The following is a 23683-nucleotide window of genomic DNA, read 5'->3' as shown; positions in this document are numbered from 1 at the left end:
CTACTCCCGCTCCGTCTCGCTCAGCACGTCGTCGACGACCGAGCGCGTGCGCTCGGCCTCGGCGAGCCGGTCGTCGGCCTCGCCGCGCTCGATCAGGGCGAGGTCGTCGCCGTCGAGCGCGTGGCGCACCTCGGCCGCGCGGCGGAGGCGCTCGTACTCGTCGGTCCGCGCGAGCTCGCGGACCGACCGCAGGGTCGCGACCGCGTCGTCGTCGGCGATCCGCCCGACGAGCGGGACGAGTTCGTCGATCTCGTAGGCGAGCTCGTCGCCGGGCTTCGGCGGCCAGTCGAGCGTCAGCGGCTCGCCGTCGAGGCGTTCGAGGTACGTCCGATGGACCGCGACCGCGGTCCGGAGCGCGCCCGGGTCGTCGACGTAGTGGTCGAGTTTGGAGTTCGTGTAGTCGGCGTACTCCAGCAGCGTGGCGGGCGGCTCCTCGCCGGCCGCGTGTGTCTCGACGTACTCCGCGAGGTCCGTCGGCGGCACGTCGACGTCCACGAAGGGGGTCCCGTCGGCGCGGTCGAGGAAGTCGAACACCTCGCGGGCGGACGCCGACTTGAAGAGCTCCCGGAACGCCTCCAGCACCGCCTCGTCGTACGACTCGATCGGCTCGCGGAGGCGACCGAGGTCGGCGTCGAGGTCGGCGTCGGCCATCTCGGCGACCTCGCGGAGCTCGTCGAGCCGCGAATCGAGGCGCTTCAGGGCCTCGCGGGCCGCCTTCCGGCTCGCTCGGTAGTCGTCGACCGCGTCGTCGTACGCCTCCAAGAGGTCGACGAACTCCCCCGCCGGCTCCAGCGCCTCGCGGGCGGACGCGAAGTCCTCGTCGGAGAGGCGGCGCTTGTCGACCGCGTCGTCGGCCGCCTCGAAGGCCTCGCCGGCGGGGAGGTCGTCGTCGACGTCGACCGCCTCGCCGAACTCGCCGCGGAAGCGGACGTACGACTCGAAGTCGCCGGAGCCGACCGCGTCCTCCTCGTACCGGTCGAGGATCCGGTGCGCGCGGCGGTACGCGTCGGCCACCGCCTCGACGCGGTCGCGCCCGTGGCCGTCGATCCGCGACTCGATCCGGCGGAGCTCGTCGTAGCGCTCGCGGAGCCGCGCCGCCGCCTCCCCGGCCTCGTGAACCGGGTCGTCTCCGTCGCCCGCGCCGCCTCGCCGCGCGGTTCCGCCGGCGCTCTCGACCATCGGTCAGTACACCTCGTCGGGGTCGAAGACGCGCTCGCCGACGTGCTCGCCGTCGACCGTCCGGTGGAAACACGACCGGTGGCCGGTGTGGCAGGCCCCGCCCTCCTGGTCGACGAGGTACAGCAGCGTGTCGGCGTCGCAGTCGACCCGGACCTCGCGGACCGTCTGGGTGTGGCCCGAGGAGCCGCCCTTGTGCCACAGCTCCTCGCGCGACCGGGAGTAGTAGTGGGCCTCCCCGGTCTCGCGGGTGCGCGAAAGCGCCTCGGGCGAGACGTACGCGAGCATCAACACCTCGCCGGAGTCGGCGTCTTGGGCGATCGCCGGCACCAGCCCGTCCTCGCCGAAGTCGACCTCGATCGACTCGGCCTCCGCGTCGGCGTCACTCATGGCTGTCCGGAGGCGTGGCGCTCGAATAGTCCTTGTGCCTGCGCTACCCGCGCCGCAACACGAGCGCGTCGCCGTCGGCGTACGCGTCCGGCCGCCGCTCGACGACCTCGAAGCCGAGCGACTCGTACAACGCGAGGGCGGCGTCGTTCTCCGGGTGCGCCTGGAGCGTCACCGGCCCGTCGGCGTCCGCGATCGCGGCGCGGAGGAGCCCGCGGGCGCGCCCCTCGCGTCGGAACCCGGGCGCGACGACGAGCTCCGCGACGTGGACGCCCGGCCGGTTCGGCGCGTCCACGGGGAGCAGGTAGCCGACGACGCGCCCCTCGGCGACGCTCACGCGGGCGGCTCCCACCGCCAGCCCGTACTCCAAGAGGTCCGGGCTCGGCTGGCGGAGGTGCGACTGGAGCTCGCGGATCCGGTCGGCGTCGGCGGTGCGCCCCGGACGGACTCGGGGGTCGGGGCCGTCCCGTTCGTCGGCGTCCGGTCCGTCGCCGTCGGGTCCGTCGTCCCCGGCGTCGGACGCGTTCTCGCCGGGCATCTCACACCACCGCCCAGAGCGCGACGGCGACGACTGCGCCGCCGAGCGTCGCGAGGAAGTTCACTGTCTGGTTGCCGATCCGGTCCCCCTCGATCAGCGCGCCGAGGAGGCTGTCGAGGGTCATTCCGGCGACGCCCGCGGCGACGACCGCGCCGCCCGCGGCGACGCCGCCGGGGACGACCGGGTCGAGGAGCGGCGCGCCGCCCGCGGCCAAGACGCCGACGAGCAGCGCGCCGGAGAGGCCGGCGAGCTCGCCCTGCCAGGTGATCGCGCCGTCCGTGCCCGGCTCGACGCGCCGGAGGGTCGTCACGAGCCGCGGCCCGTCGTAGAGGCCGCCGATCTCCGAGGAGAGCGTGTCGGCCATCGCGGTCGCGGTCGCGCCCGCGAAGGCGAACCCGAGCGGCGCGGCCGGGACGGCGAGGTGCGGCGCGACCGCGTAACCGACCACCGCCGCGAGCGCGACCGCCGAGTTCGCCAGCACGTTGCCCGTGCCGCGGGCCCCCTCGTTCTCCTGAGCGACCCCGCGGGCCGCCTTCTCGTCGAACCGGTACTTCGAGGCGAGCCCCCCGAACGCGTAGAAAGACATGAGGGTGAGGAACCACCCCACGCCGCCGAGGACGACGGCGAGCAGCGCCGAGACGACGCCGGTGAGCATCCCCGCGACCGACGCGGTGCCGATAGCGAAGGAGACGTAGCCGAGCGCGCCGGTCACCGCGAGGCCGACGACGATGAGGGGGGCGTCGACGGTCGGCTCGAGGGACATGAACCCCCAGGTCACGAACGCGACGAGTATCGTCGTGATGTGCGCGTCCCGGGAGAACACCAGCGAGCGGACGAGCGCGGCCGTCAGCGCGGCCGCGGCCGCGAGGAACGTGAGCAGGGGGACCGTCGTCCCGTCGACCGGGGCACCGGTCTGGAGCCGGACCGCGATCTGTCCGACGAGCGCGCCGGCCGTCCCGGCCGCGACGTAACCGGCGACGAGGGGGAACTCGTCTTCGGTCCGGCGGGAGACGAGCGTCCGACCGAGGCGGCCGACGCCGACGGCGAGCGCCGCGGCCGCGAACGCCTCGTACGGCAGCGGCGCGCGCGGCAGCGACGCGAACAGCGCGAGGCCCGCGCCGGCGAGCGCGAAGGAGACCAACCCGTAGAGGCGTTCTTCTTCGCGGTCGCCGGGAAGCGCGAGCGTCTCGAACCACTCGCCGTCGCGGACGCCGAAGAACGCCACCCCGGCGACGGCGAAAAACGGCACTGCCGCGGCGACGTCGAGCGCCGGCGCGAGGACCGCGATGGCGGCGACCGCGGCGAAGATACCCGCACGTCGGAGCCTCCGTATCACACCCTCGGCTACCCGCGACGCCCACTTAACGGTCCCGACAGCCGTCGGGTGGTCGGCCGCGAGTCGCGCGGGGTTCGGCACCTCCGCGACGACGGCCCCTCGGCGGCAGTACTCGCTCCCGTCAGCGGCGGTACTCGCTTCCCTCAGTACCGGTACTCGTTGAACTGGACCGCGTGCCCCTCCAGCACGCGCACGGACTCCTCCGGATCCTCCTCGTCGTCCCCGGTCCGGTCTTCGTGTGAGTCAACCCCTCTCATATGAGAGCGGTACACTCGCTCGTATATAAATATTGTCCACGCGGTGAAGGTTATACCTCCGCTTTGGGCGACGCTCAGCCGATGACGCGGTCGATCTCGCCGAGGTGGTCGAGGACGTGGTCCGGCTCGACGTCGGACGATTCGAGGACGGCCTCGTCGGTGACGCCGGAGCGGACGAGGACGGTGGTCATCCCGGCGCGCTCGCCCAGCGCGATGTCCGTGTCGAGTCGGTCGCCGACCACGAGACACTCTTCGGGGGGATAGGGGAGCCGCTCGCGCACCATCTCGATCGCGGTGTCGGACGGCTTGCCGAGGACGGCGTCGGGCTCGCGCTCCGCGACGCCCGCGACGGCGCTGATCACGGCGCCCGATCCGGGCACGTCGCGCTCGGGGGCCGGGATCACCACGTCGGGGTCGGTGCCGATGAACGGGATGTCGCGCTCTAACGCCCACAGCGCCGTACAGAGGTCGTCGTAGTCGAACTCGCGGTCGATGGACGCGACGAGGGCGTCGGCGGCGTCGACGTCGTCGGTCGTCGAGAGGCCCGCGTCCGCGAACTGGTCGAGCAGCCCCGCCTCGCCGATACAGAGCAGGTCGTCGTCGCGGTGGCGTTCCCGCAGGTACCGCGTGGTGACGCTGCCGGCGGTGAAGACGCGGTCGGCGTCGACGTCGTACCCCGCCGCCCCGAGGCGGTCGACGTACGCCGGCGGCGCCTTCGTCGGGTTGTTCGAGACGAACAGCGTCTCGATCCCGGCCGCCCGGAGCCGTCGGTACCCCGCCGGAGCGCCCGGGATCGGATCGTCGCCGCGCACGACCGTGCCGTCGACGTCGATGACGGCCCCGCTGAATTCCATACGCGACGTGCGAGCGCCACGGCCCTAGTGGTTGCGCCCGGGGACACGGGGGACCGCGAGGGGGTCGTCGTCGACCGCGCTCCGAATCACGAATACGGGACGGTTTTCACCTTCGAGATAACGGAAGGGTAAAACCGCAGCGCTGCGTACCGATGTCCACTGTGACGACGACCCAGGTGACCCTCGTCCAGATCGACAACTACGGGCCGTGGACGACGACGCCGGAGCCGCGCCGCGAGATGGATCTCCAGACGCTCCAGTCGCGGCTCTTCGCGGACGTGGCCCAGTTTCTCGGGCACCGCGACGCCTACGTCTTCTTCACGCGCTTCGACAACATGATCGCGGTGACGAACGGTGTCGACGGCGCGGCCCACGCGACCCTCCAGGAGTCGATCGGCAACCGCTACCCGGTCAGCGTCAGCCTCGGCACGGCCGTCGCCGAACGCCCCGTCGACGCCCTCGAAGCGGCGAACCGACGGCTCCAGACCGCGGGTAGCGCCCAAGACGAGAGTCGGACCGAGGTGCTCGCCGGCGAGTACCTCTCCGAGACGGACCGCTCGGACCTCCAGATCGCGCACTTCGACGTGGTCAACGCGACCGGCAAGTACACCGACCGACTCAACGAGTTCGACACGTTCATCAACATCGAGCGGGCGTTCGGCTCGCTGATGCGCCACCTCCGCGAGGCGCACGGCGCGCTCTCCTTCTTCGTCGGCGGCGACAACGTCGTGGCGGTCTGCCCGGACCTCCCCGAGTCGGCGTTCTCGTCCGCGGTCTCGCACGTCGAGGCCGACGTCGACATCGAACTTCAGGTTGGCGTCGGTCGCGGCGCGTCCGCCCACGAGGCCGGCTTCGCCGCCAAGCACGCCCTCGAGGACTGCCGGCACGACGGGACGAGCGTCGAGCTGTTCGGCGCGCCCGCCGCGAGCGACTGATCGGTTCCCGGCGCCGTCGGTCGAAATCGCTCGGCGCGCAGGGAATCATATCTGATAATCTCGGTGCGGGATTTTTATACACCGGTCGGGAACTGCCGGTTAGCATGTCAGAGGAGATAGTGTTCGTCTGTACGGCGGACGGCTGTGACGAGGGCCCGTGGGAGGGCTCGCACGACGCGATGGCACACTGCTCCGAACATCCGGACCACGGGTACACCGGGATGCCGCGGTCGGAGATCGGGCCCGGCCGCGAGGTCATCCCCGCGACCGCGACGCGGAAGCGCGACAACCGCAACCTCCAGCACAAGGGCCATCCGAAAGGTGCGTACGCGCAGAACGACTGACCGGCCTCGACGGGCCAGCCGCGACACCCGCGTCCGCCCCAGACGCTGACCCCGGCTCCCCGTCCTCGTCGTGCGGCGCACCGAGCGCGCACCGCTCTGAACCGATCGTCTTCTCTTCCCCCTCGATCCGGGCGCGGTCGCTTTCTCCGCCCGTCGATCCGACGCCGTTTATCAACGGCCCGGGCGTACGGGCCGGTATGGTCTCGGAGATCTTCGATCCCGACGCGTGGGAGCCCGTCACCGACGAGTTCGACGACATCACCTACCACCGGGCCGTCGACGTCCCCGCGGTCCGGATCGCCTTCGATCGCCCCGCGGTCCGCAACGCCTTCCGGCCGGGCACGGTCGACGAGCTGTACGCCGCGCTCGACCACGCGCGAAAGCAGGCCGAGGTCGGCTGCGTCCTCCTCACCGGGAACGGTCCCTCCGAGAAGGACGGCGGCTGGGCGTTCTGCTCCGGCGGCGACCAGTCCGTCCGGGGCGGTTCCGGCTACGAGTACCGCGACGACGACGAGGCGGGCGACGACGACGACGACCTCGTCCGCGAGGCGCGGGCGGGGCGGCTCCACGTCCTCGAATTCCAGCGGCTGATCCGGTTCATGCCGAAGCCCGTCGTCGCGGTCGTCCCCGGCTGGGCGGTCGGCGGCGGCCACTCGCTCCACGTCGTCTGCGACATGACGCTCGCCAGCGAGGAGCACGGGAAGTTCCTCCAGACCGACCCCGACGTGGGCTCGTTCGACGGCGGGTTCGGCTCCGCCTACCTCGCGAAGCAGATCGGCCAGAAGAAGGCGCGTGAGGTGTTCTTCCGCGGGAAGACCTACTCCGCCGAAGAGGCCGCGGACATGGGGATGGTGAACGAGGTCGTCCCGCACGACGAACTGGAGGACGTGGCCCTGGAGTGGGCCGACGAGATGACGCGGAAGTCGCCGACGGCGATGCGGATGCTGAAGTACGCGTTCAACATGGCCGACGACGGGATGGTCGGCCAGCAGGTGTTCGCGGGCGAGGCGACGCGGCTCGCGTACATGACGGAGGAGGCCCAGGAGGGCCGCGACGCGTTCTTGGAGGGCCGCGAGCCGCAGTTCCGCGAGTATCCCTGGCACTACTGAACGGCGGAGACACCTACAAGTACGCCGGGGCGATACTCGCTCCCATGCTCGTCGAGGAGGTGATGACGACGGACCTCGTGACCTGCGACGTCGACGCCGCGGTCCGAGACGCCACGGAGCTGATGCTCCAAAACCGGGTCGGCAGCGTCGTCGTCACCGACGACGGGACCCCGGCCGGGATCCTCACCGAGAGCGACGTGCTCCGCGCCGGCTACGCCACCGACGACCCGCTGTCGGCGATTCCGGTCCGGAAGGCGGCCAGCGCCCCGCTCGTCACGGTCCGACCGAGCGCGACGCTCCGGACGGCGACGGAGCGGATGCGGTCGGAGGGCGTCAAGAAGCTCGTCGTCGTCGACGGGATGACGCCGGAGGGGATCGTCACCACGCAGGACATCGTCGACAACTACGCGGGGATCCGGAAGGAGGTCCGCGACCTCGCGACGGACGCCACGGGATGGTCGGAGCGCTCCGACCGGCTCCGCGACTGAGCGGCGTCCACTCGGTCCCGCCCGCCCGATGCGCTCCGTTATGTACGCGAGCGTCGCGCGGCTGATATGACCCGGTGGCGTCGAGTCGAGCGTCACGTTCCGGGACACGCGACGGGCGCGGGGCTCCTCGCCGGCGTTGCGGCGCTCGCTCCATTCCCTGTTTCGAATCCTTTCTGTTCCGAGCGCTATCGCTCACGGTGTGTTCGCGACAGCATGCGGGGGAAGGGATTCGAACCCCAGTCGCTCCCGTTCGCTCGCCGCGTCGCGGCTCGCTCACCTCCCGCTCCTTGGCTCGAATCCCTATTGTCTGATTGCTGTCGCTCACGATGTGTTCGCGACAGCATGCGGGGGAAGGGATTCGAACCAATGAAAGACGGTCCGGGCATGCGGCTCGCTTCGCTCGCCGGTCCGGGCTGCGACTTTCTGGATTCGAACCCTCCTTTCGCTACACCTGCGGCTCGCGAAGTGCTCGCCGCAGGAGTGCGGGGGAAGGGATTCGAACCCTCGAACCTCTACAGGAGCGGATCTTAAGTCCGCCGCTTTTGGCCAGGCTCAGCCACCCCCGCGCGAGTCGGGCTACCCGCGGCGCGGTGAAACCCCTTTCGGAAGTTCGACCGAACCCTACCAGTCGACCGAGAGCGTTCCGTCGCCGTGCGGATCTGGCGCGATCTCCTCGTCCGTCCGCCGGTCGACGACGTGGATCACGCCGGCGTCCTTCTTTGCGGGACACGCCTCGGCCGCGCGGACGTTCTCGTCCAAGTCCTCCTCGCCGATGTAGTACGCCTCCGGCTTCGCCATCCCGCTCACGACGTCCATCACCCAGTTGTCCGCGACCTCGGCGCACTTCCCCGCTCCGAAGCACTTGTTCGCCTCGAAGACGATCTTGTAGGGCTTCTCCTCGATCGGCGGCCCCTCGCCGCCGATGTCGCTGGCGCGAAGCACCTCGTCGCCGCCGTCGGCCTCGACCTCGTCGCTCATATCGCCCCCTCGGCGGCCGCCGACCTTTCCTCTGTCGGTCGTTCCCGTTCGGTCGGGACGCGCGGGTCGGCTCGCGGGGGCGAATCGGTCCCCCCGAACGGCCGCGCCGTCAGCCGTCCGCGTGTTCCGCGAGCAGCCGCTCGGCGTGGTCGAGCGAGTCGGCCGGCTCCCAGCGCACCTTCGCCGCGTCGCCGTAGGCGAGCGCCTCCTTCAGCTCGTCGCGGAGGACGCCCGCGCCGAAGCCGATCGTGTCGCCGTCGGCGTCGCCGAGCTCGTACAGCCCGTAGCGGTCCGGCGCGCTCCCCACCGTCGACCGGTCGAGGTCGCGCCACGGTTTCGCGAGGCTCATCGGAACGGTCCCGTCGGCGTCGGGTTCACCGGTGCGCGTCGAGCCCGTCTTCCGGGCCCTCGACGATCTCGTAGCTCCCCTCGGTCCAGCCGTCCTCGACGAAGACGAACACGCGCCCGCCGGCGACCTCAGGGTCCGCCACGACCTCGTTGCGCTGGCCGTCGCGGCCGACGATCACGCCGGGGAACACCTCGTCGCGGTCGCCGTCCTCGACGATGACGCGGCCGACGCCGGACTCCTCGAGGATCTCGTCGTCGGTCTTGTAGTCGTTCACGTACGTCATCACGCCCTCCGTCTCGGTGGGGTCGGTGACGAGGACGTGGGTCTCCTTGCCGGGACCGGCGGTCACCGATCCCTCGGCCGACTCGGGGACGCCCCGGTAGAGGGTCGTCCGGCCGTCGAGGTACTCGACGACGACGCCCTCCTCGCGGAGGTCGACGCCGATCGAGGTCGGCGGCACGTCGCTGCGTGATGGCGCGGACATACGCGAGGCTCGGAGTGCCGGCCTCAAAAGGGACGCGCTCGGGCCTCGCGCGGAGCGGTTCGGACCGCCGACCGCCGGACCGCTGAGCGACCGGGGCGAATTCAGCCGCGAGAATCGGCGTACCACATTTAAGTTCCTGCCGCGGGGAGTGCGTGTCATGCAACGGACGCGACGGTCCCTGCTGGGCGTCGGCGCGGCCCTCGTCGGGACCGCCGGGTGTCTCGGCGTTCGAGGCGTCGAGTACCCCGACGCCGCCGCGGACGCCGACCCGCCGGGCGACGGCGACGACCCCGGCGGAGACGACCCGCCGGACGACGCGGGCGACGCCGACGCCGACCCGCCGGTGACGAACGCCGCGCTGGCGGCCGCGACCCGCGAGGTCGTCGACGACGCGGTGTGGTTCGCGACCGAGTACCCGGACGCCGTGGCGACCTACCGCGACGCGATCGCCGAGGCGGTCGCGACCGTCCGGTCGATCCGCGCGACCGTCGACGAGGAGGCGGCGATCACGGCCGCGCAGGTCGACGCGGTCGCGGCCGCGACCCGAACGGCGATCGACCGCGCGAGCGGGGCCCTCGAACCGCACTTCTCGCCCGGGCCGCGGATCCGCAGCCGCGTCGACCGCCACGTCGAGACGCTGCGGACGTTCGCGCCCCGCGGCGACGTCGACCGCGCCCTCGAAGAACTCGACCGCATCCGGACCGGACTCGCGAGCATCGGGACCGCGCTCTACGTCGAGGCGGAGTTCTCTCGGGACCCAATCCACAACCGACTGTTCCGGCGGCTGCTCGCGCCGCTGCCGACCGACGACCGCGAGCGGGGCCGGGTCACGAACGGCACGCTCGTCGAGCTCGCCGTCGCGAGCCGGGACTTCTCGACGTTCGCGCACCGGCCGTACGACCGCGATACGCTCGACCGCGACCGGGTCCCGCGCATCTACGGGGACGCCTTTCCGCCCGAGCGCCGGCGCGAACTGCGCGCTCGGCTCGGCCCGATCCCGCAGCCGGCGGACCGCGTCGAAGAGGTGTTCGTCGCCTTCGCGGAGCGCCCTCCGGCGGGGAACCGACCCAGCGAGACGTTCCGCGGCTGGGCCCGCGAGCTCGACGGCGTCCCGGTGTACGTCCAGCGCTACCCGGACGCCGAGACCGCCGAATCGCGGCTCTCGACGGCGCTCGACGGGGGCTCGACCGACGGCCGCGCGTCCATCGACCCCGAGGCGACGCTCGCCGGCTCCGACTTCAGCGGGAACGCGTCCGCCGACGGAAACGCGTCCGCCGACGGCAACGCGTCCGAGGCGGACGCCGAGACCGACGTCGGACCGACTCCCTGGCACCGCTTCTACCACCGCGAGGCAGAGGGCGAGCGGTACGGCTTCGACGAGCACGCCGGGGTCCAGTACGGCTACGTCGTCCGGGCCGACGAGTTCCTGCTGGCGGCCGGCTTCTCCGGCGACGCGTGGGAGGAGCGGGCCGGCTGGCACGGCCGACTACGGCACGGGTGGGTGACCGGCGCGTGAACGCGAACCAGGTCGGGCTCGTGGCCGCGGCGTTCGCGCTCGTCGGCGTCGGCGCGGGCATCGTCGGCGCGGCCGCGACGGGGTGGGCCGAGGCGGCGCTGGCGACCGCCGCGACCGGCGAGACGGCGCGGTTCGGTCCGGTGTTCGTCGCGCAGTCCTACCTCGCCGCGACCGCGACCGTCCTCGTCGGCGCCGTCCCGCTCTCCGGCGTCTTGGGCGTCCTCGTCGGCTCGCGGGCCCGCGGCGTCGTCTCCGCGGCGACGACCTGCGGCCTCGGGACCGGGCTCGGCGCGCTGGCGTACGGCCTCGTCGCGGTCACGGTGATCGTCGTCTCGCAGGGCGACGCCGCCGCGCAGGCGCACGGCATCGTCGACGCGCTCGTGCCGACGCTCGCGACGGCGTTCGTCTCCGGCGCCGTCGGCGCGTCCACCGGCGTCCTCGGGACGGTGATGCGATGACCGCAGACCGAGGCGGCGGAGACCGCCCGCTCCGGCTCGCGTCGCGCCGCGGGGTCCTCGCGGTCGGTGCCGCCGGGCTGCTCGCCGGCTGTCTCGTGACTTCCGAAGAAAGGGATTCGACCACCCGACAGACGGACGACGGAACGAGCGGCGACGGCGACGACGGATCGGGCGGCGGAGCGGGAGACGACAACGACGACGGGACGGACGACGACGAGACGGACGCCGACGGCGAAACGACCCCGGACGAGGTCGGACCGGACGGCTCCGGGCTCGTCGTCACCGACGCCTCGGTGCTGCGCGTGAGCGAAGGCGGTGGGCGGACGACGATCAGCGCCCGTTTGACGGTCGAAAACGCCGGCCGGTTCGAGTACGGGACGGTCGAGTTCCGCGTCGACGCGTACGCCACGCCGGCGGGGTCGGACGCGCGCGAGGCCGTCGGATACGACTACGTCTCGCGCCGGTTCCCGCGCGACGATCGCTTCGACGGCTCGCGGTCCCGACGGTTCACCGTCGAGGTCACGTTCCCGAGCCGACGGACGGGCGCTCGGTCCGACCCGGACCGGTACGCCGTCGACGCGGCGGTCAGGCGCGCCGAGCCGCTCTGAGACGCCGCCGGCTCGGGTCTCCGCGGCGGTTCCGCTTCGGGGCGGCCAGTCGCGGTCCGCCCGCCGAGAGACTCGCCGTTATCGCTACCTCTTTGTCCGCGCTCGCGAGCCGTGATCCTATGGAGGGACGGGCCGCGGCGCTCGGAGCCGGAACCGTGTTGAACGCGCTCGCGACCGGTACGGGCGCGGCCTTCGGCATCGACATCGAGACGCGCGCGACGGTCGAACTCGACCCCGCGGCCGACGGCGTCGAGGGCGAGATCGCCGAGGACGCCGACGCCGACACCGACCTGATCGAGCGCTGCGCCGCGCTCGCGACCGAGCGCTGGGGCGACGGCGAAGGCGGTCGCGTCCGGACCGACAGCGACGTGCCGCTCGCCGCCGGGCTGAAGAGCTCCAGCGCGGCCGCCAACGCGACCGTCCTCGCGACCTGCGACGCCCTCGGGCTCGGCGTGGGCGACGACCCCGACGCCCCCGCGGTCGACGTCACCCGCCTGGAGGCCTGTCGGCTGGGCGTCCGCGCCGCCCGCGAGGCCGGCGTCACGGTCACCGGGGCGTTCGACGACGCGACCGCGTCGATGCTCGGCGGCGTCACCGTCACGGACAACGACGCCGACGAACTCCGCGTCCGCGAGACCGTCGACTGGGACGTCCTCGTCTGGACGCCGCCCGAACGCGCCTACAGCGCCGACGCCGACGTGGCGCGCTGCGAGGCCGTCGCGCCGATGGCGGACCTCGTCGCCGACCTCGCGCTCGACGGCCGGTACGGCGAGGCGATGACGGTGAACGGGCTGGCGTTCTCGGCCGCGCTCGGGTTCGACGCCGGCCCCGCGGTCGAGGCGATGCCGCACGCCGCCGCGGTGTCGCTGTCGGGGACGGGACCGAGCGTCGTCGCCGTCGCGGACCCCGAAGACCCCGAGACCGACCTCGACGCGGTCGCCGACGCGTGGACCGACCGCCCCGGAACGCTGCGACGAACGACGACGAGAGCCGACGGCGCGACCGTCGAGTGAGCGCCCGCGACACACCACTCACCACACTACCAATGAGCGACACACCCAACGCGGACGACCGGAGCCTCGACGAACTGCGACACGAGATAGAGGACATCGACCGCGAGATAGTCGAGCTGATCGCGCGCCGAACGTACGTCGCCGACACGGTCGCGGCCGTGAAAGACGAGCGCGACCTCCCGACCACCGACGAGGGGCAGGAGGAGCGCGTGATGGAGCGCGCCGGCCAGAACGCCGAGCGCTTCGACGTGGACGCGAACCTCGTGAAGGCCATCTTCCGGCTGCTGATCGAGCTGAACAAGGTCGAGCAGCGAGAGAGCCGTTAGGAGTCGCTCGGCCCGAGGCCCTCCCCGAGCGCCTCGTCGCCCTACTCCGCCCCGTCTCGGATCAGCATCACCTTCACTCGGCGAACGGCGTCGAAGTCGCGGAGCCGGTAGGTGAGCTCCCGGACGCGCTCGGCGTCGCCGCGGCAGAACAGCGATTCGAGACACCACTCGCCCTGATGGGTGTGGCTCGTGTTGAGGATGACGTCCTGATACTCGTGTTGCGCGCCGTGGAGCTCGCGGATGACCTCGTGGTGTCGGTAGTCGAAGCCCACCAGCGCGACCACCTCGCCGGTCGTGTCTTCGAGCCGCGAGTGCGCCTCGACGAACTCGCGCATCGCCTCGCGGACCGCCCGCGACCGGTTCTCGATCCCCTCCTCTCGCCGCGCCCGATCGAACTCGTCGACCAGTTCGTCGGGGAGATTGACGCTCGTTCGCATCGCCTCGTCGTGGATCCCGCGAGTACAAGAGGCTCGTCATGCCGATCAGCAGTTCGATACCACCGATCGCCACACCCGCCTCCGCCCGGACCGTCGGCCGATCGCTTTTGATTCGGCCCGCCGAACCCCGGATATGACACGCGTCGCCGAACTCCTCGCCTATCCCCTGAAGTCCTGTGACGGCGTCGCCGTCGACCGCGCCGCGATCGGTCCGGAGGGCGCGCTCCGCGGCGACCGTTCGTACGCGCTCGTCGAGGCCGGCGTCGACCCGGAACGCGCCTCCGTCGGCGGTGGCGGCGGCTACGTCAACGGGAAGAGCGAGCCGGCGATCCACGGGCTCCGCGCCGAGTACGACCTCGCCGGCCCAACCGACGCCACCCCGACGGCCGTGACGCTCTCGCGCCCGGCGACCGAGCGCGCCCCGGCCGACGAGCGCACGTTCGTGCTCCCCGAGGAGGGCGACGCCCTGGCCGACTGGGTCGGCAAGTACCTCGGGTACGCGGTCGACCTCGTGCGGGACGACGCGGGCGGCTTCCCCGACGACCGCGCCGCCCACGGGCCGACGGTGGTCTCGTGGGCGACGCTGGAGACCGTCGCGTCGTGGTTCGACGACGTGGCGGACGCGACGGAGATGCGGCGACGGCTGCGCCCGAACGTCGTCCTCGACGACTGTCCCGCGTTCTTCGAGGACCGGCTGTTCGCCGACCACGGGGAGGGGGTCCGCGTCGCGGTCGGCGGCACGGAACTGATCGGCGTCAACCCGTGTCAGCGCTGCGTCGTCCCCTCTCGCGACCCGGACACCGGCGCGACGATCGAGGGGTTCCGCGAGCGGTTCGTCCGGAAGCGCCGCGAGACGCTGCCCGAGTGGACCGGGAGCGACCGCTTCGACCACGACTTCCGACTGATGGTCAACACCGTCGTCGCGGAGCGCTCGTGGGGGGACGTCCTCGCCGTCGGCGACGAGGTCACCGTCGACGGCGTCGTGGCCGTCGACGAGAGCGGGACGCCCGTCGCGGGCGGGGACGCGGCGGAGTGATCGGTCGGGCGCGGCGAGCGAGCGGCGAAGAACAGAGCGGGGAGATGCGCGCGCCGAGACGGCGACCGCGTCAGCGCCCGCCGTCGGTCATCGCGACCGGTTCGTCCGCGTCGGCGTCGGCCGGCTCCGCCGCGGACTCGCCGCGCGACGCGGGGTCGACCGCGGTGTCCGTGACGCCGAACTGCGTCCAGAAGGTCGCGACGACGACGGCGTACGCGACCAGATCGTAGTGGACCGCGCCCTCCAGACCGGTGAACGCGGTGAGCGTGCTGTATCCGTAGAGGGCGGCGACGCCCCCGACGAACGCGACCTCGTTGGTGAACTCGCCGTCGCGCACCGCCGCGGCCGCGCGCCGGATCGTGGGGCCGCAGGCGACGAGGAACGCGAGCCCGGAGAGCGCGCCGAGGTTGATGAAGAAGTGCGTCGTCATCTGCGAGTCGAGGATCGACTGGAGGTACTGGACCGTCACGGGGTCGTAGAACAGCCACTCGACGCGGGTCGGGTACAGCACCGCGATGTACGGCGTCGCGACCATCAGGCCGAACAGGGTCGCGACCGCGACGCGCGCCGACGCGAACTGTGAGGCGCGCCGCGACTCGAACGCCTCGTCGCCGGAGGCGACGACCAGGCCGCACTCCGTCAGCACCTCGCGGAGCGCGTCCCGCGAGAGCGACGGGTCGTGGTGAACGCCGACCGTCCCGTTGCGTCGCGTCGCCGAGGCGGCGCTGACGCCGTCGACGTCGCGCAGGACCGCCTCCAGTAACCCCTCGCGTCGGTCGGTGTCGATCCCCTCGACGGAGAACGTGTCGTGGGCGTGGTCCTCCGGGACGCGGGCGACCCGCGGTCCCGGACCGCCGGCGTCGCCGGGAGGCGTCTCGCACTCGGGCGAGCCGGGTTCTCCCACTCCGCCGGGCGCGTCGAGTCCCCGGTCGCGGACGGCGGCGTCGAGCGCCGAGTCGCCGCCGGGGTGGTTGCTGTCTCGCATGAAAGATATCTACGGGTACACGACTATGAAACTTCCCCCGAGCGGTGGCGTCGCGTCCAGCCCCGAACCGCGCGTTCGACGCTCAGGCGTTGACGGACTCGAGGTACGAGCTCACGATCATCTGTCCCTTGCGGGTGAGCGCGGCCCCGCTGTCGCCGTCGGCGACGAGGTTCTCGTCTCGGAGCGTGTCGAGGATCATCGACGTCTGCGTGACGTCGCCGGTGACGACGTCGGCGATGTTCGCCTCGCCGCCGGCCGAGTAGATGGAGACGAGGATCTCCATCTGCTCTTCGGTCGGGTCGAACGAGTCCAACTCTTCCATCGCCTCGTCGTACTCGATCTTGATGTACCGGCCGAGGATGTTGAGCGCGCGCTCGTTCGGCACGGTCGTGATCGACGTGACCGTCCGCTCGTCGGCGACGTGCCGGAAGACGAGCGCGGGCCGCTTCTTTCCGCCGACGGTGCGGTCGGTGCGCTCGTAGTCGATCACCGACGAGAGGTCGACGGTGAAGGGGTCCGGACAGTCGTCGAACCGGATCTCGCCCGGCGACACCGACACCGAGGCGCGGTGATCGGTCGCGTCCGTGACGCGACCGCCGACCTTCGCCGGGTGCCGCACCGTGACGGTGACGTTCCGCAACAGGGCCGTGAACAGCAGCCTGACGAACTTGTCCATGTCGTCCGGTTCGCCCTCCACGAGCGCCGACCGGCGCGACCCGTCGCGCTCGTACGCGATCGTGACGCTGTCGTTGAAAAACGAGCGCAGTTCGCCGGGAACGCTCCCGACGACGACGTCGAACACCCGCGAGAGCGGGACCGTCTCCTTCCCGTCGTCCGTCGCGAGGACGAGCCGTCGCTGGCTCAACAGAACGCGACCGGTCGCCGGCTCGTCGGACCCCAGACTCGCCGCATGGACGCGGCCGACGAAGTCGGCGACGACGGACTCTCCCATCGATACGTCCTGAGCACCGTACGGTATTTATTATTACTCACGGCGTATCAGTCGTGATAACCGGTTGTCACCCGAATCGCCGCGGGCGACTCCGTCAGACGAGCGCGGCCGAAACGGGCCGTCAGACGGCCGATTTCGACGCCGAACCGAGACGAACGTGTTCGGTCGCGCCGCGCTCTCTCGGGGGGCACCGGCCATGGAACAGCAAAGCCTAATGACGTGGGCTTCAAACCATCTGGTGATGCCCACAGTAGAATACCTCAACTACGAAGTGCTCGACGACCACGGCTGGTCGATGGACGACGACGACCTCTTCGAGGAGGCCGCCGACGCCGGCCTCGACGGAGAGGACTACGGTACCCTCGAAGTGAACCAGGGCGAATACATCCTCGAATCGGCCGAGGCCCAGGGCTACGACTGGCCCTTCTCGTGCCGCGCCGGCGCGTGCGCGAACTGCGCCTCCATCGTCAAGGAAGGCGACATCGAGATGGACATGCAGCAGATCCTCTCCGACGAGGAAGTCGAAGAGAAGAACGTCCGTCTCACCTGTATCGGCAGCCCGGCCACCGACGAGGTCAAGATCGTCTACAACGCGAAACACCTCGACTACCTGCAGAACCGCGTCATCTAAGCAGCAGCGTAAAACCCTCGTTAAACAATCGCGGCTCTTCGGAATCAGCTTTGATTCCGCATCCGCGACATTCCCGCTATAGAGCCGATATGTAGCCGGTTCTCTAACCACTAGAAAACTCCGAGCAGAACTTTCTTTTGTAATCCACGACGTTTGGTCACCCTTGAGTCGATGTCAGATGCTCGCGCCCCAGCTTCCGATGTACTTGTAACTTCGCTCCGCTCACCCGAGATGTAGTCTCAACACAAAATCCTTTGAATAGCGCCACATCTCCCGGAAGTACACACCGACACAGAGTGAACTACCCTTCTTTTCTCGGCAGCTACCACTAGCTCATTGAGATAGGTGTTTGATATCCGACTCGCTGATACCTACCCAGAATTCACTCTGCTTCCACAAGCTGTGTTGCCACCGATTCGAGTTCCCCAACTTCATCGATGGCACTCATCCACCGCTCCGGAAGCTGTGACGCCCCGAACCGCGCACCTGCGGCCGTACCCGCAATCGCCCCAATCGTATCGGTGTCTCCGCCGCGATTGACCGCAGTCACGATTGCTTCCTCAACACTCTCAGTGAACAGCCCATCGTGGAGCGCCGTTTGTAGCGAGTGAACGACGTATCCCGACGTCTCCAACGTGTCTGGTGAATCGCCACGAACGAGGGGTTGAAGCGCCGTGAGAGGGCTACCTTTGCCTGTGCGGCATTGATCCCCCCTCGTTCAGATCCGACGTCTGAAACTCCGTTTTTTCGTCGTGTGAGCAACCATATGGTCTGCAGGTTAAAGAGGGACCCAGGTAATTGCCCTAGAGTAATATTCGACTCGGCGGATCGATTTCTGACCGGGGGATGGGCGACCCGCGTGACTGCCCGTCGAGACAACGACGGGCAACGATCCGGTTTCGGCGATTCCGTCGTCCGTTTATATAAGCGACGGGTTGTATTCGGTGCCCACCCCTGTTCCAATAACGAATTGCCGATTGCACTTATAAACGAAACTACACGCGGGCTAACCGGGTTATATCCCCCCGAGACTGATCAGGACTCCGAGTAAGACGAGTACGACTACGGCGGCCGTGCCGACGGCGAGCGGTGTGTTCTCCATCGCTTTCTCGTAGAACGGCATCGATTCGTACTCTTCGCGGAACGCGTCTCGATTCTCCGCGTCGTAGAAGTACTTGGTCTTGAACGCGAAGCGCTCGGTCACCGCGCACCCGGTACAGACGGGAGTTCCCTCCAACCGTTCGGTCTTGATATGCGAGTCGCAGTTGATACTCCCGCAGTTCGCGCAGTACGTGTAGTCGTTATCAGTGCCAGCTGTATCGCAGTGAACGCATCGATGAATCCCATCTTCGCTCGTGACGCGTGACGGTCCGGCTGTGAAGTACTCGTACGGATACGTGTATTCCCGTAGTTCAGTCGTCTGCCGAATCTCTGGGAGGTACACCGGTTCGATCGACTGTACCGAAATGTCGGAGCGCTTCGGTTCGCACGTTTTCGTGTACGTGACGTTGTTGTCTCCCGTGTAGGAGACCGTCGTCGTGTGGCGTTCTCTGACCCGGTCGACGGCCCAGTCTTTGTACTCGGTCTGTGTCTGCCCGAATCGGCGCTCTTCGACCACATCGAATTGATCTTCGAACTGCTCCGCGTCGAGATCGACGGTCGCGTGGAGGTTCTCCAACACGAGGTTCGAGACATCACCCGCAGCGGTTTTCGGGTGGCCGCGTTCGGCGTGGACAACGAACCGAGACCGGTCGTTGACCCGATGAATCACGCCGACCGACGTTTCGAAGACCCCGTTCGTGTCCGCTGTCACAGCAACGACCGGCCGGAAGGTGACGTGAGAGTGCGGCGCGGGAAGGTCCGCTGACTCGATGTTTTCGATGTCGTGGAACGCTTCCTCGACCGGTGCCGTCACCGACGTCGCCGGATCGTACGGCCGGAGCGTCTCGTCGCACAGGATTTCTATCCGACCGTTGTACAGGTCCAACCCGATCTCGTCAGCGATCTCACGCAGGTCCTCGCCGTCGATCAGTTCGATTGGGTACGGGTCGTCGTTCCGCCGAAGCCGCTGGGCGTACTCGATGGCCGGGCCGGTGAATCGACCGGTCGTTGCCACCATCCCGCGTTTCGGCCCGTCGAACTCGAAGGTCGCAATCGCGGAGTGTAGCTTCTGTACGACCGGTCGCCCGACGGTTCCCGTGTGCTTACACTCGACGACGACACCGCGCCGAGTCCCGTCAACGACCTCTTCCATCAGGATATCGCGCCCCTCGTCGGCGGTCCGTTCCGCCTGCCGGACGTTCTCGTACCCGAGGTTCCGGAAGACGTCCTCCATCACGTCCTCGAACTCGAATCCGGAGAGATCATCTAAGACGGGCATCTAGCGTACTCCAATTGTGTCAGTTCCGCTGTAAAGGGTCTATTGAAACCCTCTCCAAGTAACACGCCCTCACAGATGGAGTTCCCAGTTTCGGAAACGACGATTTCTGAAATCGTCATTTCTGAAATACCGTTCCGATTTTAGGACCAATATGAGGTCCCACGGTTGGCGGACAGAGAAGCGTGTGCGTGTATCGTGCCGAGTTCGAGGTATTCTGACGGAAACCTCCCGAAACGCTCCGACGCTGCGGTCGCTATGACCTGCCGAGAAGCCGGGAGAGGAACCCGCTTGACTCGTCGGCGTTACTGGCGTCAGTTTCGTTTTCTGCTTGGGGTTCTGGCCGCGTCTCGGTCTCCGCGGGATTCCCGAGGAGATCTTCGACGGAGTACCCGATCCACTCTGCGAATTCGTCCGGTGCGCCGATGTACACGCTCGTAGAGGACTTCTCCGACATGAACCGCTTGGGGAGTCGCTTCTCGTAGTCGTACACCTCGTACTCCTCGCGGTCGAAATCAGCCGTGATCGCGTCGGGCTCTGATTCGAACGTGACTCGACCGCCCTGAATGTCGCGTTGCCATTTGAGCCGCCCCGTGTCGTACGTTTTCTCAGCAGGTTCGTCGGCAGGGAAGTACTCCGGTTGCTCTCTTCCGGCCTCTTTGTAGAACTCCCGAACGATACCACGGACGTCTTCGATCGTACCGTTCCCGTCAGTCCACGGCTTGTCGGTGAGCATGCGTCGCGCGACGTAACTGAAGATAGGATTCTGCCGTTCGAGTACGTCTGCGAGGTCTTCTTGCGCCTCGCGGAATCCCGGATCCTCTGGGTTTGACGGGAACGACACGTCCATGCTGAGAATCTTCATTCTGTTCCGGAACTCAGATTTCGGGAGCGCATCGTTCGTCGTGAAAATCAGGCACGGCTGATCGACGCTCGTCGGCGTCCAATCGCCCCAGTAGTTCCGGATCGGGCTCCACCGCTGTATCTTCTCTTTCTCCGCGTCGATGATGGCGTACGGGAAGCTCGTGTTCCACTCTCGAATCCCGCGGATCTCTTTGACGCCGACGTCGTCGGCGTCCACCCCGGAAATCACGGTGTTGTCTGAGACCAGTCGGAGGATGTACTCGGTGAGTTTGTCCTTCCCGGCGTCGCTCTTCCCTTCGATGTACAGGTGTTGGAGTACGTTATCGAGTGTACGGGATGGCGATGACATGGCTTCGGCGTACTGGTTTGCGAACGGGGCCCAGAATCCGTAGAGAAACGCTTCGTACATCTGTGCCATCACCGCCGTCTCGGACTGCGTGTGACCGTGGTTTTCGACGGTCTCGATGTAGTCCTCGATCGTTTCGAGGCAGTGATCCAACACCGCAGGAGTCGGTTCCTCGGTAGCGACGAGGATCATCTCGTCTTGCTCACCGATCACGACTTGCTCCGCGTCCGGCAACACCGTCATCGTCGGAATCGCCGTCGATTCCTTCACCTGTGTGTTGTACGCGCTGAGCGGCGCGGTGATGCTGTGATCCTCAATGGTTGCGCCGCGATCCCGGAGACTCGCCCCGAACTCGTCCGCCGTGTCCTTATCGACCTTGCTCGTCCCCATCCGTATCCGCTCGTCAGGCGTCCTGACACGAGGACGATCGAGCGTGTCCGTCAGCCCGGTTTCGTGCTCTGATTCGACGAGCCCCACGTCCGGTTCCGTCTCCTCGCCGGCGGGTTCGTCGGACTCCTCTCCTTCGGTCTCCTCTGGTTCGACGACGGTTCGATCAGCGGTGTCCGGATCTTCGACGAACGCAACTGTTTCATCGGCCTCGTCAGGGTCATCAACGACCGCCGTGACGTGATCCGCGACCGCTTTCAGATCCTCCACGGCGTCCTGATTCAGCGCGGCCGTGTCACTCACGTCAAGGTCGCCGGCTCCGACCCAGTACTCGATCCGATTTTCACGCTCTTCGGGAGAATCCGCGTCTTCGAGCGCTTCGACCAGTCCCTCGAGCAGCGTCTGGCTACTGTACCCCTCTCGGTATTGATCGATGAACCGTTCGAACGACTCGTCCAACTCCGTGCCGAGTTCCGTCGTCATCACCGAGATCTGATTTGTGTGGTACTCCCACGAATTCCGCGACAGATTCGCCGACCCTTGAACGAGTTTCACCGTGTCGTCCGGCATGACGATCCGGTAGATCTTCGAGTGTACCGTCTTCCGATTCTTCAGACGCACGACGAGCCGGTCGTCCTGCCGGAGCTGTACCAATGACCGGGCCGTCGCCACTTCGTTCACCTGATCGGCGTAATCGTCGGCGTTTCCGATGAGCACGTCGAGCGACCCGATACCGTACTCGGTCAGCATCTGCACCATCAGTTCAGGCGTCTCCGCGTACGTCACTGCGTCCACGTGGTCTGCGCCTTCGAACAACTCTAAGAAGTCATCACGGCTTTTCACCATCGCTAACCGGTACTTCGCCGCACCTGACCCGTAGAATTCTGGCATATCTGCGAACCGATCAAACGAGATGTTCGCCGTCAGTTCGTCCATAAACATGCCATCCGTCTGCGACGAATAAACCCGTGCCGTGGAGTGGTAGTAGAGTATCTTCGGTCCCCCAAAGGCACCTCGACAAAATCAGGAAGGTCTGTAGAGAGCAGTTAAGCGACCTGAGAAAACGTAACTAGCCATCGAAAAGTCGCATATCATCATCGACCTGAACAAGGTCTCATTTTGGTAGAGTTCTGATGGAGATGATGCTCGAAACTGGTACTGATCGCGTTCGAACTGAATCTCTCCTCCAACGATTGTCTCCTAGGGGGAGGGGGGGAGGGGGTGTCCCGAGTGTAAATGGTTGTAAGCAGGCGACTCAAGCTATCCCTAGCGGATTCGTTTTGATAGGTCTGAATCACACTCTATCGGGTCTGTTGAAACCCTTAGGATGTGATACATTCTGACCGGAGTGTCGTCAGTACAGGGGACTCAAGTTGAAGTTGCATATCCATCGGCAAACATCAAGATGATTAATATGACAATCGGAACGATGAGCATCATTATTCCGTCGTTAGGAAATTGCCAAACCGCAGCAGGAACGCCAATAAAAGCAGAAATAGCACAGAATAGGAGGAACCGTCGATCAGTAAGTGTACTCATACATACGGATGAAGAGTAGTAACGATAATACTTATGATGGGATGGTAGATCCGGTCAGCACGCACCCTTCAGCGACCGGGTGTTTCATCGCAATTTATGTCTGAAAATAGGATTTCAACAGAGCCTCTGAAATCAATTCCCTCCCCAGCGCGTACGTGTACTGGCGAATGGGTCGGTTACTGACTCTGCTCGTTTTTTGTGCTCGATATCGACCGCTTCGTACCCACGATCGGTCTCACGGATATCATACTGTAGTAGGTCATCCTCTGTGGGGAATCGACCTGCAACGTTGCTCACGTGGAAGAAGACATCATCAGTCACCTCACTTGTCGAAATGAACCCATAGCCATCCTCCGGATTAGAGTGGTCAACAACACCAACATCGTCTCGAGCCACGAATTCGTCGTTCAGCTGCTGTCCACCAGTTGGTGCTGAGGAATCGTCCGTGTCAGCGGTATCGTTCGAGTGTCCCGTGTGACTCGCCCTGTGCCTGAGGAGATCCATCGGCGCATCGAACTCATTGCCACAGTCAGCGCAGCGATGCACTGTTTTCTCCTCTGGCTCCGGATCATGAGTGCGTTCGACGTGGCGGTCGACTGCGTGCTGAGAGTGGTATGTGCGGTCACAGTGGTCGCACCCGAAGCGAGCACCATCGGGCCGCTCAGTACACGACGTTAGATGAGACATCAACTCACGCTCCCTAGCAAATGGCTCCGCACAAAACTCACACTCGTAGTTTTTCTCAAGATTGTTTTGCCCGCCTTCGTCTTCGTGTATGTCCCCCGTAGTCGGGTTCGAACTATCGACGTTCGAGTCGACACTCTCGCCCGTCTCGCTCGTTTGGGCCCTCTCGGACTCAGACCCTTCTGGCGTGTTCAAACCCGAAGCGGAGAGTATCGTTCCGACCGCTTGTTTACGCTCCGTAGATAGTGATCCCCGAACCTCGCTGAGCAACCAGAGAGTTCGCTGAACC

Annotated in this window: 25 protein-coding genes, 1 tRNA gene and 1 pseudogene; 11 read left to right on the top strand and 16 right to left on the bottom strand. The window is 67.5% G+C overall.

Annotated features, from left to right (window positions below; genetic code table 11):
- The 5 genes from C464_RS05540 to C464_RS05520 all read right to left on the bottom strand — a co-directional run bounded on the left by C464_RS05540 (nt 1) and on the right by C464_RS05520 (nt 4548).
- On the bottom strand, nt 1-1179 hold the full coding sequence (locus tag C464_RS05540; RefSeq protein ID WP_006112641.1) for a DUF7118 family protein: 1179 nt from the start codon (nt 1177-1179) through the stop codon (nt 1-3).
- A 3-nt stretch (nt 1180-1182) separates the two neighbouring features.
- Nucleotides 1183-1566, bottom strand: a complete 384-nt coding sequence (hisI, locus tag C464_RS05535) for a phosphoribosyl-AMP cyclohydrolase (RefSeq protein ID WP_006112640.1) — start codon at nt 1564-1566, stop codon at nt 1183-1185.
- Nucleotides 1567-1609: 43 nt separating this feature from the next.
- Nucleotides 1610-2101, bottom strand: coding sequence for a GNAT family N-acetyltransferase (locus tag C464_RS05530; protein ID WP_006112639.1), 492 nt, complete (start codon nt 2099-2101; stop codon nt 1610-1612).
- A gap of 1 nt (nt 2102) precedes the next feature.
- Nucleotides 2103-3437 carry a DUF92 domain-containing protein gene (locus C464_RS05525; protein ID WP_049910887.1) on the bottom strand — a complete coding sequence of 445 codons (1335 nt, stop codon included), beginning with the start codon at nt 3435-3437 and terminating at the stop codon, nt 2103-2105.
- A gap of 331 nt (nt 3438-3768) precedes the next feature.
- Entirely contained in the window at nt 3769-4548 is a 780-nt protein-coding gene (locus C464_RS05520) for an HAD-IIA family hydrolase (RefSeq protein WP_006112636.1), read from the bottom strand.
- Between the two features lie 161 nt (nt 4549-4709).
- On the opposite strand from C464_RS05520, the gene C464_RS05515 reads away from it, so the two are divergent.
- The 4 genes from C464_RS05515 to C464_RS05500 all read left to right on the top strand — a co-directional run bounded on the left by C464_RS05515 (nt 4710) and on the right by C464_RS05500 (nt 7424).
- A complete protein-coding gene (locus C464_RS05515; protein WP_006112634.1) occupies nt 4710-5483 on the top strand; it encodes a GTP cyclohydrolase III in 774 nt (257 codons plus the stop codon).
- 104 nt (nt 5484-5587) lie between these two features.
- Complete coding sequence (locus C464_RS05510; RefSeq protein WP_006112633.1) at nt 5588-5827, top strand: hypothetical protein; 240 nt, start codon at nt 5588-5590, stop codon at nt 5825-5827.
- A 197-nt stretch (nt 5828-6024) separates the two neighbouring features.
- Nucleotides 6025-6936: a 1,4-dihydroxy-2-naphthoyl-CoA synthase gene (locus C464_RS05505; protein WP_006112632.1), complete on the top strand. Its 912-nt coding sequence runs from the start codon at nt 6025-6027 to the stop codon at nt 6934-6936.
- A gap of 44 nt (nt 6937-6980) precedes the next feature.
- Entirely contained in the window at nt 6981-7424 is a 444-nt protein-coding gene (locus C464_RS05500; protein ID WP_006112631.1) for a CBS domain-containing protein, read from the top strand.
- A 481-nt stretch (nt 7425-7905) separates the two neighbouring features.
- Here C464_RS05500 and C464_RS05495 read toward each other — a convergent pair.
- From C464_RS05495 to C464_RS05480, 4 genes are all read right to left on the bottom strand, one after another.
- A tRNA-Leu gene (locus C464_RS05495) sits at nt 7906-7990 on the bottom strand.
- A 55-nt stretch (nt 7991-8045) separates the two neighbouring features.
- Nucleotides 8046-8402, bottom strand: coding sequence for a ferredoxin (locus tag C464_RS05490; RefSeq protein WP_006112629.1), 357 nt, complete (start codon nt 8400-8402; stop codon nt 8046-8048).
- Nucleotides 8403-8511: 109 nt separating this feature from the next.
- Nucleotides 8512-8751 (bottom strand): DUF7508 domain-containing protein, encoded by a 240-nt coding sequence (locus C464_RS05485; RefSeq protein WP_006112628.1) that lies wholly within the window; start codon nt 8749-8751, stop codon nt 8512-8514.
- A 25-nt stretch (nt 8752-8776) separates the two neighbouring features.
- Entirely contained in the window at nt 8777-9235 is a 459-nt protein-coding gene (locus tag C464_RS05480) for a DUF5796 family protein (protein ID WP_049910886.1), read from the bottom strand.
- Between the two features lie 157 nt (nt 9236-9392).
- On the opposite strand from C464_RS05480, the gene C464_RS05475 reads away from it, so the two are divergent.
- The 5 genes from C464_RS05475 (at nt 9393) to C464_RS05455 (ending at nt 13156) form a co-directional block, all read left to right on the top strand.
- Nucleotides 9393-10751: a hypothetical protein gene (locus tag C464_RS05475; RefSeq protein ID WP_006112626.1), complete on the top strand. Its 1359-nt coding sequence runs from the start codon at nt 9393-9395 to the stop codon at nt 10749-10751.
- Complete coding sequence (locus C464_RS05470) at nt 10748-11209, top strand: hypothetical protein (RefSeq protein WP_049910884.1); 462 nt, start codon at nt 10748-10750, stop codon at nt 11207-11209. The genes C464_RS05475 and C464_RS05470 overlap by 4 nt, the downstream gene beginning before the upstream one ends.
- Complete coding sequence (locus tag C464_RS05465; RefSeq protein WP_006112623.1) at nt 11206-11817, top strand: hypothetical protein; 612 nt, start codon at nt 11206-11208, stop codon at nt 11815-11817. The genes C464_RS05470 and C464_RS05465 overlap by 4 nt, the downstream gene beginning before the upstream one ends.
- A gap of 119 nt (nt 11818-11936) precedes the next feature.
- Nucleotides 11937-12830, top strand: a complete 894-nt coding sequence (locus C464_RS05460; protein ID WP_006112622.1) for a shikimate kinase — start codon at nt 11937-11939, stop codon at nt 12828-12830.
- 32 nt (nt 12831-12862) lie between these two features.
- Nucleotides 12863-13156 (top strand): chorismate mutase, encoded by a 294-nt coding sequence (locus C464_RS05455; protein ID WP_006112620.1) that lies wholly within the window; start codon nt 12863-12865, stop codon nt 13154-13156.
- Between the two features lie 41 nt (nt 13157-13197).
- On the opposite strand, the gene C464_RS05450 is transcribed toward C464_RS05455, so the two are convergent.
- The gene (locus C464_RS05450; protein ID WP_006112619.1) at nt 13198-13593 is read right to left on the bottom strand and encodes a CopG family ribbon-helix-helix protein; all 396 of its coding nucleotides are present in this window, start codon (nt 13591-13593) and stop codon (nt 13198-13200) included.
- 133 nt (nt 13594-13726) lie between these two features.
- Here C464_RS05450 and C464_RS05445 point away from each other — a divergent pair, with 133 nt between their 5' ends.
- Nucleotides 13727-14629: an MOSC domain-containing protein gene (locus tag C464_RS05445; protein WP_006112618.1), complete on the top strand. Its 903-nt coding sequence runs from the start codon at nt 13727-13729 to the stop codon at nt 14627-14629.
- Nucleotides 14630-14699: 70 nt separating this feature from the next.
- On the opposite strand, the gene C464_RS05440 is transcribed toward C464_RS05445, so the two are convergent.
- Nucleotides 14700-15614, bottom strand: coding sequence for a hypothetical protein (locus tag C464_RS05440; protein WP_006112617.1), 915 nt, complete (start codon nt 15612-15614; stop codon nt 14700-14702).
- 82 nt (nt 15615-15696) lie between these two features.
- Nucleotides 15697-16566: a CheF family chemotaxis protein gene (locus C464_RS05435; protein WP_006112616.1), complete on the bottom strand. Its 870-nt coding sequence runs from the start codon at nt 16564-16566 to the stop codon at nt 15697-15699.
- Nucleotides 16567-16807: 241 nt separating this feature from the next.
- Here C464_RS05435 and fer point away from each other — a divergent pair, with 241 nt between their 5' ends.
- Nucleotides 16808-17197, top strand: coding sequence for a ferredoxin Fer (fer, locus tag C464_RS05430; RefSeq protein WP_006112615.1), 390 nt, complete (start codon nt 16808-16810; stop codon nt 17195-17197).
- 382 nt (nt 17198-17579) lie between these two features.
- On the opposite strand, the pseudogene C464_RS17405 reads toward fer, so the two are convergent.
- The 4 genes and pseudogenes from C464_RS17405 to C464_RS17400 form a co-directional block, all read right to left on the bottom strand.
- Nucleotides 17580-17876: pseudogene (locus C464_RS17405) on the bottom strand (ADP-ribosylglycohydrolase family protein); the annotation flags it as partial.
- A 336-nt stretch (nt 17877-18212) separates the two neighbouring features.
- A complete protein-coding gene (locus C464_RS05425) occupies nt 18213-19577 on the bottom strand; it encodes a restriction endonuclease (RefSeq protein WP_006112614.1) in 1365 nt (454 codons plus the stop codon).
- A gap of 253 nt (nt 19578-19830) precedes the next feature.
- The gene (locus C464_RS18900) at nt 19831-22107 is read right to left on the bottom strand and encodes a phospholipase D-like domain-containing protein (protein ID WP_049910883.1); all 2277 of its coding nucleotides are present in this window, start codon (nt 22105-22107) and stop codon (nt 19831-19833) included.
- Between the two features lie 735 nt (nt 22108-22842).
- Nucleotides 22843-23214, bottom strand: coding sequence for a cold shock domain-containing protein (locus C464_RS17400; protein ID WP_152420897.1), 372 nt, complete (start codon nt 23212-23214; stop codon nt 22843-22845).
- Nucleotides 23215-23683 lie beyond the last annotated feature (469 nt).

The organism is Halorubrum coriense DSM 10284 (assembly GCF_000337035.1).
GTDB lineage: Archaea > Halobacteriota > Halobacteria > Halobacteriales > Haloferacaceae > Halorubrum > Halorubrum coriense.
This window is presented reverse-complemented; position numbering and strand designations above follow the sequence as displayed.